Raw genomic sequence first — 17,085 nt, forward strand, 5'->3', positions numbered from 1 at the left:
ATCATATTCCTAATTATTCCCCAACTACATGGTATTTGGTCGAGTACTTCCTAGTAAACTTTCATATGCTACTTCAAATTTTTGGACATCTCCAGCTCCCATAAAGATAACCACAGCATCTTTATAGTCAAGCAATGGTGACATATTTTCTAAAGTGATTAAATCGCCACCTTTTGAAATTTTATCCCCTAAATCTTCAATTTTTACTGATCCTGCTTCCTCTCTAGCAGACCCAAAAATATCACATAAATAAACGTGGTCTGCATGATCTAATGACTCAGCAAATTCATCCATTAACGCAATGGTTCTAGTGAAAGTATGAGGTTGGAATACAGCAATAATCTCTTTATCTGGATATTTTTGTCTTGCTGCATCAATTGTTACTTTAATTTCAGCAGGATGGTGTGCGTAATCATCAACAATGACCATATCAGACACTCGTTTTTCACTAAAGCGACGTTTCACTCCACTAAATGTCAACATTTCTTGTGCAACAAGGCTCATATCAAAACCTTCAAGATAAGAAATAGCAATCACACTTAATGCATTTAAAATATTGTGAACACCATATGTTGGAACCTTAAACTCACCAATAACGTTTCCTTTATGGACAATCTCAAAAGATGACCCTTCTGTCGTACGTTCGATATTGATTGCTTGGAAATCATCTGTATCGTTTAATCCGTAATAATAAATTGGCACATCAGCTTTTAGACGACGTAAGTTTTTATCATCACCAAAAGCTATAATCCCTTTTTTAACTTGTTTGGCAAATGATTGAAACGCATCAAACACATCGTCAATACCGTGATAATAGTCAGGATGATCGAAATCAATATTTGTCATAATCGCATAATCTGGTGAATACGCTAAAAAGTGACGACGGTACTCACACGCTTCAAAACAGAAAAATGTGGCATTTGGTTCGCCATGACCTGTTCCATCCCCAATCAAATAACTTGTTGGTTCTATTCCTGAAAACACGTGAGATAACAGACCTGTAGTCGTTGTTTTTCCGTGTGAACCTGTTACAGCAATACTTGTAAAGTGCTTAATAAATTCACCTAAGAATTTATGATAACGAATGACAGGTAATCCTTTTTTTAAGGCTGCTTTTATTTCAACATGACTGTCAGGAAATGCATTTCCTGCAATAACGATCATGTCATCTTGAATGTTAATTTCTTGAAACGGTTTAATCTCAATATTGGCTAATTCTAATTCTCTTTGAGTAAAGATATACTTTTCGATATCAGACCCTTGAACGTTGTATCCTTTTTGATGCAAAATCAAAGCTAACGCACTCATCCCTGTTCCTTTAATTCCGACAAAATGGTATATCTTATTTTTATGCAGTTCCATAAAAAAACTCCTCTATTCATTAATTATAACTATCATGTATTATCTTACAATTAAGATAACAATTCAATAAAAAATACTTACAAGAATCAATTGATCCAAGTAAGTATTGCCTTAGTCAAAATAATAGTTGTCTAAGTGTTGACTTGACTCATCTTTCATAATACCAGACAACGATTTTTCTAAGCGATGATTTTTCTTCTCAACTTTTTTCTCACTCGTATCATCATCTATCATCTCAACTGGATCCATTTCATCCATTAATAATAGGTTTTCCTCTGATACTTTTCTTAGTTCTTTTACTAATTCGGTTGATTCAATGTCACTTTTTTTAGCTGGTGTATCTTCAATCAGGGATGCCGGAATATATTTTGGTTTAAATAATTCTTGCGGATTTTCCCCTGGTAAATGATATGAAGACTCAAACGGCTTACGCTTATTATACTTTTTACGGTATTTCGCTTGGCCATTTCGATCCGTTTCGTAAAGTTTATTTGAAAAAGAAGATTGTGGCGCATTATATTCTTGTTCCACAGGTTCTGCGTAAACTTGGTTATTCATCGTTTTAATTGCCACATCTTCACTATTTAAACTCACCTTTTTTTCTGGTGATGGTTGTGGCGTTGGTTGTTGTTTAACCGTAGCTTGAGTTGGTTTTTTGCGCTCAATTTTACGTTGCACGACTCGGTTAGGCTCTGCACGCTCAATTTCCATTTCTGGTAATCCGTCCTCACCAAAATATGTTGGTTCAGCCACCATCTCTACAGGATCTAAAATAACTTTATCATTATGTTGACTACTAAACGTTTTCCTAGTATTTGATATAGATTGAGGTTGTCTATTTAATTTAACTCCTGTCTCATCATCGTAAGCAGGAAATCTAAAATGTTTACGTTTATCTGAAAAATTCATCATCTATCATTCCTTTAAATTCACTTTATTTATTTTAACATACCTCCTGTGAGAAAACACTAATTTAACGTTAAATAAATAAAAAGCACAAAGTAAAGACTCTGTACTTTCATCATTTTTTTAATGGAATAAATGCCATAAAAATGGAATGTAGACATCTAGTAGTGGGGCAAGAATACCAAAAAGAATTAAACTAACACCAAAAATAGATAACACAATACCGCTAACTTTACGCGATTTTTTCAACGTATAAACGATTAATACAATAATAAGAGCAACTACCAATAAAATCGCTAGCTCGACTGAGCCCATATTTAAAGGATTGCCATCCACTAGTGGTTTAATAATTTGAGAATACAAGAACCAAATTAATTCAATCACATAGATAACAAAAAATCCTTTTAATAATAAGCGATATTTATTGTTCGACTGATTATTTGCCATTAATTCACTCCTCCCTTCTACATAACACAATACGCATTATACCAAAGTTCACACGATTTGTTAATCCTAATAAACCTTAGTCATACAAAAAAACTAGCCTAAAAGACTAGTCTAGTGAAAAAATTATTTAATAATGTACGATTCCATTACAGGAGCGTTTTCAATTGTGTCAGCAACTGGACATGTTTTATTGATAAAACGCACATAATCAGCGATTTCTTCGTCTGTATTGTCTGCATCAATGTAGAAATTTGAAATAATTTTAGAAAAACCAACTTTAGCATTTGGATTTTTTCCAGAAAAACCGTCAGTATCTAACTCTCCCTCTACTTCAACTCGAATTGATTTAAGATTGATCTTATGATAAGCTGCAAAACTTTTAGCCACAATCACTTTACAAGCCCCTAATGACCCTAATAATGCTTCAACTGGGTTCATTCCTGTATCATTTCCACCAAGATTTTTTGGTTCGTCTAATACAAATTCAAAATCTCGTGATTTCACTGAAACTTGTACGCCTTGTGTGTTTTCTGCCACTGTTTTAAATGTTTGAACTGCCATAATAACATCCTCCTCATTCATTATACCTCTTATGGTATCATATATTCGTTATTTGAGAAGTTGTTTTGTCATTTTTTACTATTATACTAGCTTTTTAAGAACGATTCGTTCTGCTTACTTAATAGCTTTATGTTTAATATTTATGAAAAGAGTAGTCATTGTTTCATTGAAAACAAGGGCTAATGCAATCGATACCCCTACCATTATGGCTTGCGTGCCGTAATCGAGTGCTTTCAAATAACTCGACTCAGCTAACGCATCAAATGCTCGGAATACTAATGACCCTGGGACAACTGGCATGATACCAGGAATGATAAAACTTGTGTCTGGACGACTGGTTTTAAAACTTAAAAACTGGCAAACTGTGGCAAGTAAAAAACAAGAAATCAGGGAAGCCATGACTGGGCTGACAAAATTTTCTGAAAAGTTATACAAAAAAGCCGTTAAAGAACCACACAGGCCACATAACACAATGTAGCGTTTTTCTATATTATTCAACACCGAGGTACCTGCACTCACAAAAAAACTAAATAGTACTTTTGTAATCAACATACTTCCACTCCTTCAAATTATAATAAGTAAATAAACGGTAACGTCAACATCACTGCTGTATTTATTGTACTAATTCCCTGAGCCAAACCAGTGATATAATCCCCTTGGATACTCGAACGAATTGAATTGACCAATGACGCTCCTGGTAAAAATGGCATAATACAAGCGAGAAAAATCGAAAATTCACTATCGATGATTTGGTGACTAAATAAAAATTTTGCAGTTATAGAAATAAAACAAGAGGCCACAAAAACAGAGAATATTTGAACATCAACATACGCATCTAGTAACATATAAATATAGTAAGCTAGTGCCCCAACACCAAACGCCACAAACATTTTTGCGGACAAACCACTGATTAACACAAACATTGACGAACAAATCGCCCCTGCACTGATAATCTGAAATACCTTGGAAAAAGCATACGTGTTTCGATCAATTTGTTTTAATGATTCATAAAAATCTTCTAAAGACAGTTTTTTATCATAAAATGACTTAATAGTTTCTTCCATTTTGCCTATTTTTTCAAAATTATAGGAGGTTTTGGTCGCATTAATCATTTTTACTTCATTTGTATCAAGATTAATTAGCACCAAACCAGTCTGTGTCATGAAAATAGAAAAATTACTTAAATTCATGAAACCTAGTAATTTTGTTAACTTCTCTCTGACTTCTACTACTGCGTAATTATTTTCAAGTAACAACTTTCCGTAAAAAAGTGCCACTCGCGTTTCTGTATTGATCGTTGAAACATCTTTGTCCATCAAAAAGCACCACCTTTTTTAAGTATCTTTTTTGAACATTGTATCCTAAAAAAGAAAGAAGACAAACTCATCGCTTCTTTCTTTAACAAACTTTTATTAATCAATCAGAGCTTTATCGTAAATCGTGTAATCACATCGGTAAATAAACAAATATTTTCCGTCAATTAAAATCCCCGTACTCTTTGGGACGTCAGTTGAATACATTGACACTTTATTTCCAGCATAAGTAGCAAGTGGTGTCCCATTTTGACTACGAATCAAAATCACTTTATCTTTTCCTTTAAACGAGTTACTAAAATCGTTCACCATTGAGTTAATCATCGGAACACTTCTTTTTGTATTATTGATATCGACTTTATCAGCATACTCATCAAAAATATTAGTTAATCCTTTTTCTTCAATAATCATGGATGAACCCACATGATGCATTTCATTACGTCCGACAGTGATTTGAATGACACTTGAGTCTTTGCTGTCTTCATCAGTATCAAAGGTATCATCTCTTTCAATCTTCACTGATTTACCTTGTACTTTATCCATGACTTGACTTTGCTCGTCATACGTTCTAACAGTCATCTCTAATCCTTTAAAACTTTGTTCAAACTGTTTAAATGAATTCATAATATCTTGGCAGCCAGATAACAAAATCACCATGACACTAAGTAAGCCTGCGACCATTAACTGTTTCTTCTTTTTCATCTCGTTCCTCCTAAAACTAAAAAAAGCAAAGACACCTTAGCATCTTTGCTTTATATTATACTACTCTTCTGTTTTTAATGCAGTAAATGTCAGTTTACCATCAACGATTTCAATCATCACATCTGTTTTTGGTCCAACTTTTCCTGCCACGATTTCTTTAGCTAAAGGTGTTTCTACTTCTTTTGTTAAGAATCGTTTGATTGGGCGAGCACCATAGATTGGATCATAGGCTTGTTCAGCGATCCAAGTTTTGGCATCATCAGAGATTGTTAATTGAATATCTTGATGAGCTAAACGTCTTGTTAAGCTTTCAGTCATTTTAACAATAATGTCTTTAACATTGTCTAGACTAAGTGGGCTAAACAAGATAGTGTCATCAATACGGTTTAAGAATTCTGGTTTAAAGTGACCACGTAATAATTCAAGAACGCCTTCTTTAGCACTTTCTGATACGTTTCCTTCTTCATCTACGCCATCAAGCAATAATTGTGACCCAATATTACTTGTCATGATTAACACAGTGTTTTTAAAGTCAACCACACGACCTTTAGAGTCAGTCAAACGGCCATCATCTAACACTTGAAGTAAAATGTTAAACACATCTGGATGAGCTTTTTCAATTTCATCAAGCAAGACAATTGTGTAAGGACTTCTTCTTACAGCCTCTGTTAATTGGCCGCCTTCTTCGTAACCAACATAGCCAGGAGGAGCTCCGACTAAACGAGACACACTATGTTTTTCCATGTACTCACTCATATCAAGACGTACCATGTGATCTTCAGAATCAAATAAGTTTTCAGCTAATGATTTAGCTAACTCAGTTTTACCCACACCAGTAGGTCCTAAGAATAAGAATGAACCAAGTGGACGATTAGGATCTTGTAATCCAGCACGAGAACGAATTACCGCATCAGATACCGCATCAACTGCCTCGTCTTGACCAATCACACGTTTATGTAATGTTTCATTTAAGCGCAAGATTTTTTCTCTTTCGCCTTCTTCAAGACGTTTCACTGGAATACCAGTTAATCGACCCACAACAACGGCGATTTCTTTATCCGTTACGACTTCTTGAACCATACGTCCATCATGTTTTTCTTTTTCTTCCAAGTCTTTTAATTCTTTTTCAAGTTTCGGAATAGTACCATGACGTAACACAGCAGCTTCTTCTAAGTCGTAGTTGCTTTCTGCGTTTTCAAGTTGTGTTCTAGCTTGATCTAACTCAGAACGTTTTTCGTTTACTTTGTTTAATTCTTCTTTTTCTGTTTCCCATTGCATTTTAAGCGTATTGGCTTCTTCTCTTAATTCGGCTAATTCACCTTGAAGAATATCTAAACGTTTTTTACTTGCGTCGTCATCTTCTTTTTTAAGAGCCGCTTCTTCGATTTCTAACTGCATTAAACGTCTGGTTACTTGGTCTAATTCAGTTGGCATAGAATTCATTTCCACACGAATAGTCGCACATGCTTCGTCGACTAAGTCAATCGCTTTATCAGGTAAGTAACGATCAGTAATGTAACGATTAGACAATGTACTTGCTGCAACTAACGCATTATCATGAATGTTTACCCCATGATGGATTTCAAAACGTTCTTTTAGTCCACGTAAAATACTAATAGTGTCTTCAACAGTTGGTTCTTTCACTAATACTTTTTGGAAACGTCTTTCTAAGGCCTTATCAGTTTCCATGTATTCACGGTACTCATCAAGAGTTGTTGCACCAATACAATGCAACTCACCACGAGCAAGCATTGGTTTAAGTAAGTTACCAGCGTCCATACTACCTTCTGTTTTACCAGCTCCGACAATGGTATGAATTTCATCGATGAACAAAATAATTTCGCCATCACTATTTTTTACTTCTTTTAAAACAGCTTTTAGACGTTCTTCAAATTCTCCTCTGAATTTCGCTCCAGCAATTAACGAGCCCATATCTAAAGAAATAATGGTTTTGTTTTTTAAGTTTTCAGGAACGTCTTTTTTCACGATACGTTGTGCTAACCCTTCAATAATCGCTGTTTTACCAACACCTGGCTCACCGATTAATACTGGGTTATTTTTTGTTTTACGTGATAAAATACGAATCACATCACGAATTTCTTCGTCACGTCCAATGATTGGGTCTTGTTTTCCTGATTTTACTGCTTCATTAAGATTTGTTCCGTATTTTTCTAGTGCTTCATATTGTTCTTCTTGATTTTGACTAGTCACACGTTCTCCTCCTCTCAAATCTTTAATACGTTCTGTTAACTCAGCTTCAGTGACTTTTTGAGCCATTAAAAAGCGAGTTAAGCTAAAGTTTTTAAGTTTCATTAATGCTAAAACAACGACTTCTGTTGAAAGATAATCATCATTAAAGCTTTCTCTAATTTTGTCTGCTTCTTGTAATAGATTAAATAAGTTTTGACTTAAATTTTGACCATATTGGACATTGCCACTAACAGTTGGTAATTTATCTAATTCATTGTCTACTTCTCTTTCAAATGCATCAACATCTAAGCCGATACCAGCATATAAGTTTCTTGCAAAATGATTGGGTTGTAAAAATATTTTCCACAAGTGGACGATATCAATGTCTTGGTTTTTTCGAGTGATTGCAACTTGTTGTGCTTCGGCAATAGCTTGTTGCAATGTCGTAGTCATTTTTTCTATATTCATATCATTACCCCCTTATTCTCAACTACAATTATTATTTTACATCATTGGTCAAATTTGGTCAAACAAAAAGACTCGACAATTTTTTTATAATTCTATTATATTTATTAGTTTAGCACAGAACGATATTTTTTTGAGTTTCAAACAGACAGTTTCGACTAAAAAACACAAAAAAGACTCGAATATCATCGAGTCTTCAAACTTTTTATGCTTTTTCTTCATTTAGTTTAACAATTTCCACAATTAAGCTAGTCGCTTTTTCCATGCTCTCAACTGCTACGTATTCAAAACGTCCATGCATGTTTTCTCCACCAGCAAAAATGTTTGGTGTCGGTAAGCCCATATAAGAAATTTTAGAACCATCTGTTCCACCACGTACAGGTGCTTTATTAGGTTCAATGTCTAGATTTCGCATTGCTTCATCAACTAAATCAATGATACTCATGTCTTTTTCGATGATTTCACGCATGTTGTAGTATTGGTCAAATAAGTTTAATGACACACGTTCTTGACCAAATCCATCGTTTAATTCTTTCACAATTGATTGGATCAACGCTTTACGTGCTTCAAATTTTTCACGGTTATGATCACGAATAATGTAAGTCATAGTGGCTTCATCAGGTACACCATCTAATTGTAATAAATGGAAGAATCCTTCATAGCCATCTGTTTTTTCAGGCACTTCATCTTGTGGTAATTTATTATGCAAATCAATCGCTACTTGCAAAGCATTAATCATTGTGTCTTTTGCTGTACCTGGGTGAACATTTTTACCTTCGATTGAAATTTCAGCTTGAGCGGCGCTAAATGTTTCAAATTGTAACTCACCAACTGGTCCACCATCCATTGTATAAGCAAAATCAACTGGAAATTCTTCCACGTTAAATTTATCTGCCCCAACGCCAATTTCTTCGTCTGGGCCAAATGCTACCATAATTTTACCATGTTTAATTTCTGGATGATTCACTAGGTATTCCATCGCAGTCATAATTTCAGCAATTCCTGATTTATCATCTGCACCTAAAAGTGTTGAGCCATCTGTTGTAATTAATGTTTGACCTTTGTAGTTAACTAAGTTAGGAAAATCTTTAACTGTTAATTTAAATTTACCTTCTTTATCTAATGGAATATCACTTTGACCATCATAATTTTCAACAAATTGTGGGTTCACACCAACAGCGTTAAAATCAGCTGTATCCATATGCGCGATAAATCCAATGCTACGCACGTCTTTATCCGTATTGCTTGGTAAAGTGGCAATCACAAAACCATTTTCTTCGTTATGGAACACATCAGACATGCCAATGTCTTCTAATTCTTTTTTCAATTCTTTAGCAAACGCAATTTGTGTGGGTGTTGATGGTGTGGTGTTACTTGTTGCGTCCGATCTTGTTTCTGTCTTAACATATTTGATAAATCTTGGCACTAAATTTGTATACATAAATGACACTCCCTTATATTATTTCAAACGGATTGGTATCAACGTCACTTTCAATAAACGTGACATCCCAATCGTTTTGTTGTTTCCATTGATTAAATAATTCGACATAATACTTTTTACAAACAGACTCAATGTAATGTCCTGGGTCAATCACTGATAACCCTTCTTCCATCATATCGTGCGCTGTATGGTAATACACATCTCCAGTGATATACACATCGGCCCCTTTTTTAAGGGCATCTTTATAAAATTTTTCACCACTACCACCACAAATAGCCACTGTTTTTACTTCTTTGTCTTTTGTGTCAGTGGTTAAACGAATCGCATTTAAGCCAAAGGTTTGTTTGACTTTTTCAACAAAATCAAGTAATGACATAGGTTGAGATAGTTTTCCAATACGACCAATCCCATATGTTTTTGATAAATTCTCTAACGGAAAAATATCAAACATAGGCTCTTCATATGGATGTACTTCGTAAATAATTGATAACACTGTTTGATATTGGTGTGGTAAGAACATTAATTCAATTTTTTCCTCTTCCACACTGGTTAAGTCATCAATATCACCTATTGCTGGATTGGCGTTTTCAAGTGGTCGGAAACGTCCAGTTCCATTTGATGAAAAACTTGTGGAATCATAGTCATGATACGCCCCAATACCTGCTTCACCAAATGCTTCACGTAGTGCGTTAGCCTGGGATTTTGGTACATAAACTACTAACTTACGATAAAAGTATTCATGTGTCTTTCGCAAATAATCAGTAGGCGACACATCCAACATGTCACAAAACAGATCATTTAATCCATTATCCACGATGTCCATGTTCGTATGCGCAGCGTATACAGCAATGTCATGCTTTAATAAGTCTGCATACATTTTAGTTTGAAAATCATCAACTAATAGATGCTTCACTGGTCGAAAAATAGGTGGATGCTTAGCAATAATTAAATCGATGTCTTTATCAATCGCTTCTTGTACCACGTCCGGTCTAACATCGAGCGTCATCATCACACGATTAATTGGTTTATTAAGTGTCCCAATATGTAACCCAACTGGGTCTTTGTCTTCAGCTAACTCTAAAGGCACTACTGATTCAAACTGCTGAATAAATTCAGCTCCTGTTATTTTCAAGATAATACCTCCTTGATTAAATCACATTGATGATTGATTTGTGCGATTTTTTCCTCTTGATTTGTTTTAGATTGAGAAAGTTGATTCATCACACGTTCGTATTGTTCTAATTCAAACTGCCATTTTTTCTTAAAAACATCAGAAGATTCTTTCATCAAAAATGGGCCAAATAATTCTTCTGATTCTGTTAATGTCACCTGATTCTCAGAAGCTTCTGCTACAATTATTTCATACGTTTTATCGTTTTCACTCAGTATCTTTTCGTCTCGAATAACGTAATAGTTTTCAACTAACCAACGTCTTAAGACATGAGAGCCAACGTTTGGTTGTAAGATTAACAATTCTTTGCGAGTCAAACATTTTTTGTTTTTGCCACGTTCTAAAATATCGCGAATGAGTGTGCCACCCATCCCGCAAATTGTGATAGCACTCACATCATCATAAGGTTTGATGACTTCTAAGCCGTCTCCTAATCTGACATCTATTTTATCTGTCAGTAATAAATCATTGACTAATTTTTCAGCAGATTCATATGGACCTTTGACGACTTCTCCGGCAATAGCTCCTGTAATCTGATGGTTTAATATTAAATGAGCAGGCAAATAAGCATGGTCAGAGCCGATATCTGCTAAAAAGCTACCCTGTGGTACTAACTTTGCTACTGCTTCCAAACGGTTTGATAATTGTTGATAATCCATATATTCGCCTCACTTTTCATCATTAATCTTATTATAACACTAATCATATTTTTTTAAATGATATTAACAGTATGATTTCTGTTATTTATAAAAAAAGAACCGACAAGATAACTTGCCAGTCCTTTCAATTTAATTAAGCATTGTCTGCTTGTTTTTTACGTTTTGCTGCTTTTTCACGTTCAGCTTTGTTTAAGATTTGTTTTCTTAAACGAATGCTTTCTGGTGTTACTTCACAGTATTCATCATCATTTAAGAATTGTAATGATTCTTCTAATGTTAAGATTTTTGGTTTTTTAATCACTGATGTTTGGTCTTTTGTTGCAGAACGCACGTTAGTCATTTGTTTTGCTTTTGTGATGTTAACACCTAAGTCATTTTCACGAGAGTTTTGACCAACGATCATTCCTTCGTATACTTCTGTACCTGGCTCAACAAAGACAGTCCCACGTTCTTCAATACTCATGATAGAGTAAGTTGTTGCTTTACCTTGGTCGATAGATACTAATGCACCGTTACGACGACCACTTACTAAACCAGAGATTACTGGTAAGTATGAGTCAAACGTGTGGTTCATGATACCATATCCACGAGTTAATGACATAAATTCAGTTGAGTAACCAATTAATCCACGAGCTGGAGCTAAGAAGATTAAACGGACTTGACCGTTACCTGAGTTAATCATGTCTTGCATTTCTGCTTTACGTTGACCTAATGACTCGATAACGCCACCCATGTATTCTTCAGGCGTATCAATTTGTACACGTTCAAACGGCTCACATAAGACGCCATCAACGTCACGATAAATAACGCTTGGACGAGATACTTGTAACTCGTATCCTTCACGACGCATGTTTTCAATTAAGATAGACAAATGTAATTCTCCACGTCCAGAAACGATCCATTTATCTGGCGATTCAGTTTCTTCTACTTTAAGAGACACATCTGTTTGTAATTGGTTTTGTAGACGTTCTTCAATTTTACGAGCAGTCACGTATTTTCCTTCACGGCCTGCAAATGGAGAGTTGTTTACTAAGAAAGTCATTTGTAATGTTGGCTCATCAATATGTAAGATTGGTAATGCATCTTGGTTGTCAACTGGTGTCACAGTTTCTCCAACGAAGATATCTTCCATACCTGAAACCGCGATTAAATCACCAGCTTTAGCTTCATTGATTTCCACACGAGTTAATCCTAAGAAACCTAATAATTTAGTCACACGGAATTTTTTAACTGAACCGTCTAATTTCATTAAAGCAACTTGGTCACCCACTTTGATTGTTCCACGGAAAACACGACCAATCCCAATACGTCCAACATAATCGTTGTAATCAAGTAATGACACTTGGAATTGTAGTGGCTCATCACTATTGTCAATAGGAGCAGGAATATGCTCAATAATTGAGTCTAGTACGTGATTCATTGTGTGTTCTTGAACAGCTGGATCATCAGATAAACTTGATGTTCCGTTTACTGCTGCCGCATATACTACTGGGAATTCTAATTGGTCATCATCTGCACCTAGTTCGATGAATAACTCTAATACTTCGTCTACTACTTCAGCTGGACGAGCAGTTGGTTTATCTATTTTATTGACAACCACGATTGGTGTTAATTTTTGCTCTAACGCTTTTTTCAACACAAAACGTGTTTGTGGCATTGTTCCTTCGTACGCATCAACGACTAAAACCACACCGTCTACCATTTTCATGATACGTTCTACTTCTCCACCAAAGTCCGCATGTCCAGGTGTATCTAGAATATTGATGTGTTTTCCAGCATAGTTGATCGCTGTATTTTTAGCTAAAATCGTAATACCACGCTCTTTTTCAATATCACCAGAGTCCATTGCACGTTCTTGTAACTGTGTATGACCCTCCAATGTATTAGATTGTTTTAACAACTCGTCTACCAAAGTTGTTTTACCATGGTCAACGTGGGCTATGATGGCCACATTACGAATATCTTCTCTTAATTTCACTATTATATACTCTCCTTACTGTTTAAAAACATAAGCAATTGATTATCGCTTAAATTAACCGACTATTCAGTATAACAAAAAAATTCCATGAAAAAAAGTGAAAGTTTTTCATTTTTGATTTATTTTTAAAAAAATTTTTGTATATCACTAAATGTCTGTGGTGTTGCTACAACAAAGTACTGACGATCACCTAAAATATCATAGTCAGAATCTGGGTATTTTCGACATACAAGTCCTAATGCTTCAGCTAACACTGTTCCTGCTGCAAAGTCCCATGGCGCTAAGTTTGAAATATAGCCATTTTGTTTGCCACAGATGACATTTAAAAAATCCAAACCAGCACATCCTAACATTCTCACACCTATAGCCTCTGAAGCAATGTCTTTACTGTGCTCATAATTAGCTGAATACATTCCCACATTACACCCCATCAAGCCATCCTCTAAAGGTAGATTTTCGGGTGTCTCTAATTTTACATCATTTAGAAAAACCCCAATTTCTGGTCCACCATATGCAAATTCATGTTTCATGACATCATAAATAAACCCTAGAAGCGGTTTTCCATTTTCAAAAATACCAACCATGACACAGAAATTTTCCTGTTGCTTAACAAAATTTAGCGTCCCATCTATTGGATCGATAATCCAAATACGCCCATCGATAGTTGAAACATCTCTTCCTGTTCCTTCTTCACCAATGATTCGATCATTTGGGTACGCTTCATTTATTTTATTAACTAAAAAAGCTTCTGTTCCTTTATCAACATTTGTTACCAAGTCACTACGATGTGATTTTTCCTCTACCTTGACTACTTGTTTTAACTCGTTTTTGATGTATTCGCCAGCTTCTTCCACCCAGCTTTTAACTTGTTGCATTAATTCGTTAGTTTCCATAATCTAAGTCCTTTCTTTTGATGAGTCCTGTTTGCTTTTTCTTTGCAACGTTGACTACTTTATACAATGAATAGCCTGTCAGTTCTTCAAATTCACGACCTAATTGACGTTCCTCACCAATACTTTTTACCACTGACTTAAATTCCTTGTAAGTCGCTAAAAAATCCTCTACCGTTATTTTAGATTCATAGGCTGTTTCGACTGCTTGCCAGATCCCCATCACTTGGATTAATTCGTCTGTTGTCCAATCTGGATTCATTGGATAGCTAAAATTCTCTTTCACTTGCTCACCTGTTCTTTTTATAATCTTTCGCTTCATTTAAAAGTGTATCAAAAAAAAAGGCAAAACGATAGTAAAAACGAACAAAAGCCAAAAAAAGACAGTATAAATTTCCTTTTTTGGCTTATCGTTTATTTTTTTATGTCATGATCTGGGAAAGTCACTTTAAATGTCGTTCCCACACCTGGTTCGCTAAATACTTGGATAGAACCTTTATGAAGTTTTACTAGTTGATCAACAATGGATAACCCTAAACCAGATTCACCGTATTTCGTATTTTTACGTGATGGGTCAGCTTTATAGTAGCGATCCCACATATTTTTTTGCTGTTCTTTATCCATACCAATGCCATTATCAGCAATTGATACCACCGTAGCATTTTCCAATCTTTCAAGAGATAGCCTAATCTCGCCATCTTCTGTAAATTGAATCGCATTCGTCGTAATATTGACAACCACTTGAACAAATCGGTCATAGTCGGCACATACCATAATAGGCTCGCTTGTTTCCAATATAAGCTGGTTACGTTTGTCCGTTGCTTTGCCTTTTAGTTGTTCAATGATTTGTTCTAAGACTTCTGTGGCGTCAAATTGTTGAATAATCATTTTTATTTGATTGGTTCGGATTTTTTCATAGTCAAGATTTTCATTAACTAAACGAATCAGTCGTTTTGTTTCATTCTGCATTAGCGTAATGCATTTTTCTTCTTGATCTTTTGGAATGGCGCCATAAGCTATACCTTCTAATAGGCCATTTATTGTCGTCAAAGGGGTGCGCATTTCATGGGCCACATCTGCCATGAAGTTTCGTCTGCGCTCTTCTTGACGCTCAATTTCTTCTTGCGACTCTTTTAACGCAATAGCTAATAAATTAAAGTCAGATGCTAGTTCATCCAACTCATCACCTTTATCTTTTACCTTGATTTGCACATCATAATTACCATTAGCTAATTGGTTAGTGGCTTGTTTCATGCGATCAATTCGTTTTACTTGGAATTTCGCTAAAAAGTAACTTAACCAAATCGCGATAATGGTTGCGATTAAAAATCCTTTAAATAAATCGTTGGTTAGTGATTTTAAACTGGCATCGATACTGCTATCAGGTCTAGATACAAGAAGTAAGCCAATAAATTTTAAGTCAGGTGAAGAAAACAGTGGTTGAATGAATAACGAAGTCGGTTGACTGCTATTTGATAAATGCGTGTTTTTTACCGTTTTTTTAATCGTATTTCCATTTTTTAATGATTCCAATTCTGTTTTCGTCACATAACTTGAGCCACTTTGCCCTTCAAATTCCACCGGATAACTTACTGTCAAATCAGGATTCAACACTGTAAATGCCACTTTTTGTTTTTTTAGTACAGATTGCGACGTATCGAGTGATTGTTGAAGCGTCCAATTTTGTTGTTTGATGTTTTCAATCACAGTATCTGAATACCCTTTAAGTTGTGCGTAAGAAGTTTCTGTCACTGTTCGCTTGGTATACGAACGAAACGAGATACCAAAGATAATCAGCACTGTCAAAATGATCACAACAAACGCAAGCATCTGCTGAAGTAGATATTTCATAGTATGCTACTCTTTGATGTTTGAATCATCAAATTTGTACCCAACGCCCCAGACTGTTTGAATCACCTGTGGACCAACTTTTTCGATTTTTTGTCTTAATTTTTTAATGTGCGCATCAACCGTACGTTCATCGCCAAAATATTGGTAATCCCAAACTAATTCCAATAATTTTTCACGCGAGAATACTTGTCTTGGTTTTCTAGCTAATGTTAATAATAAATCAAATTCTTTTGGTGTTAGACCTGATACTAACTGATCATCAAAATAGGCTTCACGAGTGTTCACGTTAATTTTAAAATGATCTGTTTTAACATCAAATTCTTCACCACTACCTCGTCCAGCGCTTCCATCACTGTCCTCAGTCATTTGTGCACGTCTATGAAGTGCTTTAATTCGAGCAATTAAAGTAATTGGGCTAAATGGTTTTGTTACATAGTCATCTGCTCCCATCTCAAGTCCAATCACCTGATCACTTTCAGAATCTCTAGCTGTCAGCATTATTATTGGGACACTAGATGATTGTTTACGGATTTCACGACAAACCGTCACACCATCCATGGTCGGTAAATTTAAATCTAGTGTAATCATATCCCAAGAAGCTGGGTCTTCCATGAAAGCATCTAATCCTTCTTTTCCGTCGTCCTTAAAGGTCACATCCCATTCCTCATTTAAAAAGAACATTTTCATCATTTCTGAGACAGACTCGTTGTCTTCAATCATTAATAATTTCATGTGTATCCCCCTTTTCATTTTTACCAATCTCGCGGTCGTACTCGTCATTGAACAACTCAAGACGTCGTTCAATTTGATAGAACACACTAACTATCGGTATGCCTATCAAAAATATTTCTAAAATAAAGAATTGTGTGATACCACTACTCTTTATTAGAAAACCTATTAACCATGTGACAATTCCAATTAAAAGCAACACTCTGGCAGCCACTTTTTGAGCATACTTAAATGAGGCATCTGTGTATCTTGCTCTTTGCGTGCGGTACCCATACTTGTTTTCGCGCCTTTTCGAAGGAAAAATCAAATAGATGACTCCTAAAACGGTCATTATCATTCCAACAAAACTAAATATCAACATAACACCTACCTTACATTTCTTCTAATAGTATACTCTTTTTAGAACGTACATGAAACTAA

At 35.2% G+C, this 17,085-nt stretch carries 17 protein-coding genes; all 17 read right to left on the minus strand.

Going from position 1 to position 17,085, the window contains the following annotated elements; all coding sequences use genetic code 11:
- Nucleotides 1-24: 24 nt before the first annotated feature.
- The 17 genes from murC to JNUCC83_RS04465 all read right to left on the minus strand — a co-directional run bounded on the left by murC (nt 25) and on the right by JNUCC83_RS04465 (nt 17,026).
- The gene (murC, locus tag JNUCC83_RS04385; RefSeq protein WP_454461007.1) at nt 25-1,362 is read right to left on the minus strand and encodes a UDP-N-acetylmuramate--L-alanine ligase; all 1,338 of its coding nucleotides are present in this window, start codon (nt 1,360-1,362) and stop codon (nt 25-27) included.
- Between the two features lie 111 nt (nt 1,363-1,473).
- A complete protein-coding gene (locus JNUCC83_RS04390; RefSeq protein WP_454461008.1) occupies nt 1,474-2,274 on the minus strand; it encodes a hypothetical protein in 801 nt (266 codons plus the stop codon).
- Nucleotides 2,275-2,391: 117 nt separating this feature from the next.
- The gene (locus tag JNUCC83_RS04395) at nt 2,392-2,715 is read right to left on the minus strand and encodes a hypothetical protein (protein WP_454461009.1); all 324 of its coding nucleotides are present in this window, start codon (nt 2,713-2,715) and stop codon (nt 2,392-2,394) included.
- Nucleotides 2,716-2,838: 123 nt separating this feature from the next.
- On the minus strand, nt 2,839-3,276 hold the full coding sequence (locus tag JNUCC83_RS04400) for an OsmC family protein (protein ID WP_454461010.1): 438 nt from the start codon (nt 3,274-3,276) through the stop codon (nt 2,839-2,841).
- Nucleotides 3,277-3,390: 114 nt separating this feature from the next.
- Nucleotides 3,391-3,828, minus strand: a complete 438-nt coding sequence (locus JNUCC83_RS04405) for a threonine/serine exporter family protein (protein ID WP_454461011.1) — start codon at nt 3,826-3,828, stop codon at nt 3,391-3,393.
- Between the two features lie 17 nt (nt 3,829-3,845).
- Nucleotides 3,846-4,592 (minus strand): threonine/serine exporter family protein, encoded by a 747-nt coding sequence (locus JNUCC83_RS04410; protein WP_454461327.1) that lies wholly within the window; start codon nt 4,590-4,592, stop codon nt 3,846-3,848.
- 96 nt (nt 4,593-4,688) lie between these two features.
- Nucleotides 4,689-5,291 (minus strand): DUF5052 family protein, encoded by a 603-nt coding sequence (locus JNUCC83_RS04415; protein ID WP_454461012.1) that lies wholly within the window; start codon nt 5,289-5,291, stop codon nt 4,689-4,691.
- Nucleotides 5,292-5,351: 60 nt separating this feature from the next.
- Nucleotides 5,352-7,949, minus strand: a complete 2,598-nt coding sequence (gene clpB / locus JNUCC83_RS04420) for an ATP-dependent chaperone ClpB (RefSeq protein WP_454461013.1) — start codon at nt 7,947-7,949, stop codon at nt 5,352-5,354.
- Nucleotides 7,950-8,151: 202 nt separating this feature from the next.
- Entirely contained in the window at nt 8,152-9,387 is a 1,236-nt protein-coding gene (pepT, locus tag JNUCC83_RS04425) for a peptidase T (protein WP_454461014.1), read from the minus strand.
- Between the two features lie 13 nt (nt 9,388-9,400).
- On the minus strand, nt 9,401-10,519 hold the full coding sequence (locus JNUCC83_RS04430; protein WP_454461015.1) for a Nif3-like dinuclear metal center hexameric protein: 1,119 nt from the start codon (nt 10,517-10,519) through the stop codon (nt 9,401-9,403).
- Nucleotides 10,516-11,217 carry a tRNA (adenine(22)-N(1))-methyltransferase gene (locus JNUCC83_RS04435; protein WP_454461016.1) on the minus strand — a complete coding sequence of 234 codons (702 nt, stop codon included), beginning with the start codon at nt 11,215-11,217 and terminating at the stop codon, nt 10,516-10,518. The genes JNUCC83_RS04430 and JNUCC83_RS04435 overlap by 4 nt, the downstream gene beginning before the upstream one ends.
- A gap of 133 nt (nt 11,218-11,350) precedes the next feature.
- Nucleotides 11,351-13,195 (minus strand): translational GTPase TypA, encoded by a 1,845-nt coding sequence (gene typA, locus JNUCC83_RS04440; protein ID WP_454461017.1) that lies wholly within the window; start codon nt 13,193-13,195, stop codon nt 11,351-11,353.
- 125 nt (nt 13,196-13,320) lie between these two features.
- Entirely contained in the window at nt 13,321-14,088 is a 768-nt protein-coding gene (locus JNUCC83_RS04445) for an inositol monophosphatase family protein (protein ID WP_454461018.1), read from the minus strand.
- Nucleotides 14,078-14,407 (minus strand): UPF0223 family protein, encoded by a 330-nt coding sequence (locus JNUCC83_RS04450; protein WP_454461019.1) that lies wholly within the window; start codon nt 14,405-14,407, stop codon nt 14,078-14,080. The genes JNUCC83_RS04445 and JNUCC83_RS04450 overlap by 11 nt, the downstream gene beginning before the upstream one ends.
- A 92-nt stretch (nt 14,408-14,499) precedes the next feature.
- Entirely contained in the window at nt 14,500-15,936 is a 1,437-nt protein-coding gene (locus JNUCC83_RS04455) for an ATP-binding protein (RefSeq protein WP_454461020.1), read from the minus strand.
- A 6-nt stretch (nt 15,937-15,942) separates the two neighbouring features.
- Nucleotides 15,943-16,668 carry a winged helix-turn-helix domain-containing protein gene (locus tag JNUCC83_RS04460; protein ID WP_454461021.1) on the minus strand — a complete coding sequence of 242 codons (726 nt, stop codon included), beginning with the start codon at nt 16,666-16,668 and terminating at the stop codon, nt 15,943-15,945.
- On the minus strand, nt 16,649-17,026 hold the full coding sequence (locus JNUCC83_RS04465; RefSeq protein ID WP_454461022.1) for an SdpI family protein: 378 nt from the start codon (nt 17,024-17,026) through the stop codon (nt 16,649-16,651). The genes JNUCC83_RS04460 and JNUCC83_RS04465 overlap by 20 nt, the downstream gene beginning before the upstream one ends.
- Between the last annotated feature and the right edge of the window lie 59 nt (nt 17,027-17,085).

It is taken from the genome of Vagococcus sp. JNUCC 83 (assembly GCF_053667615.1).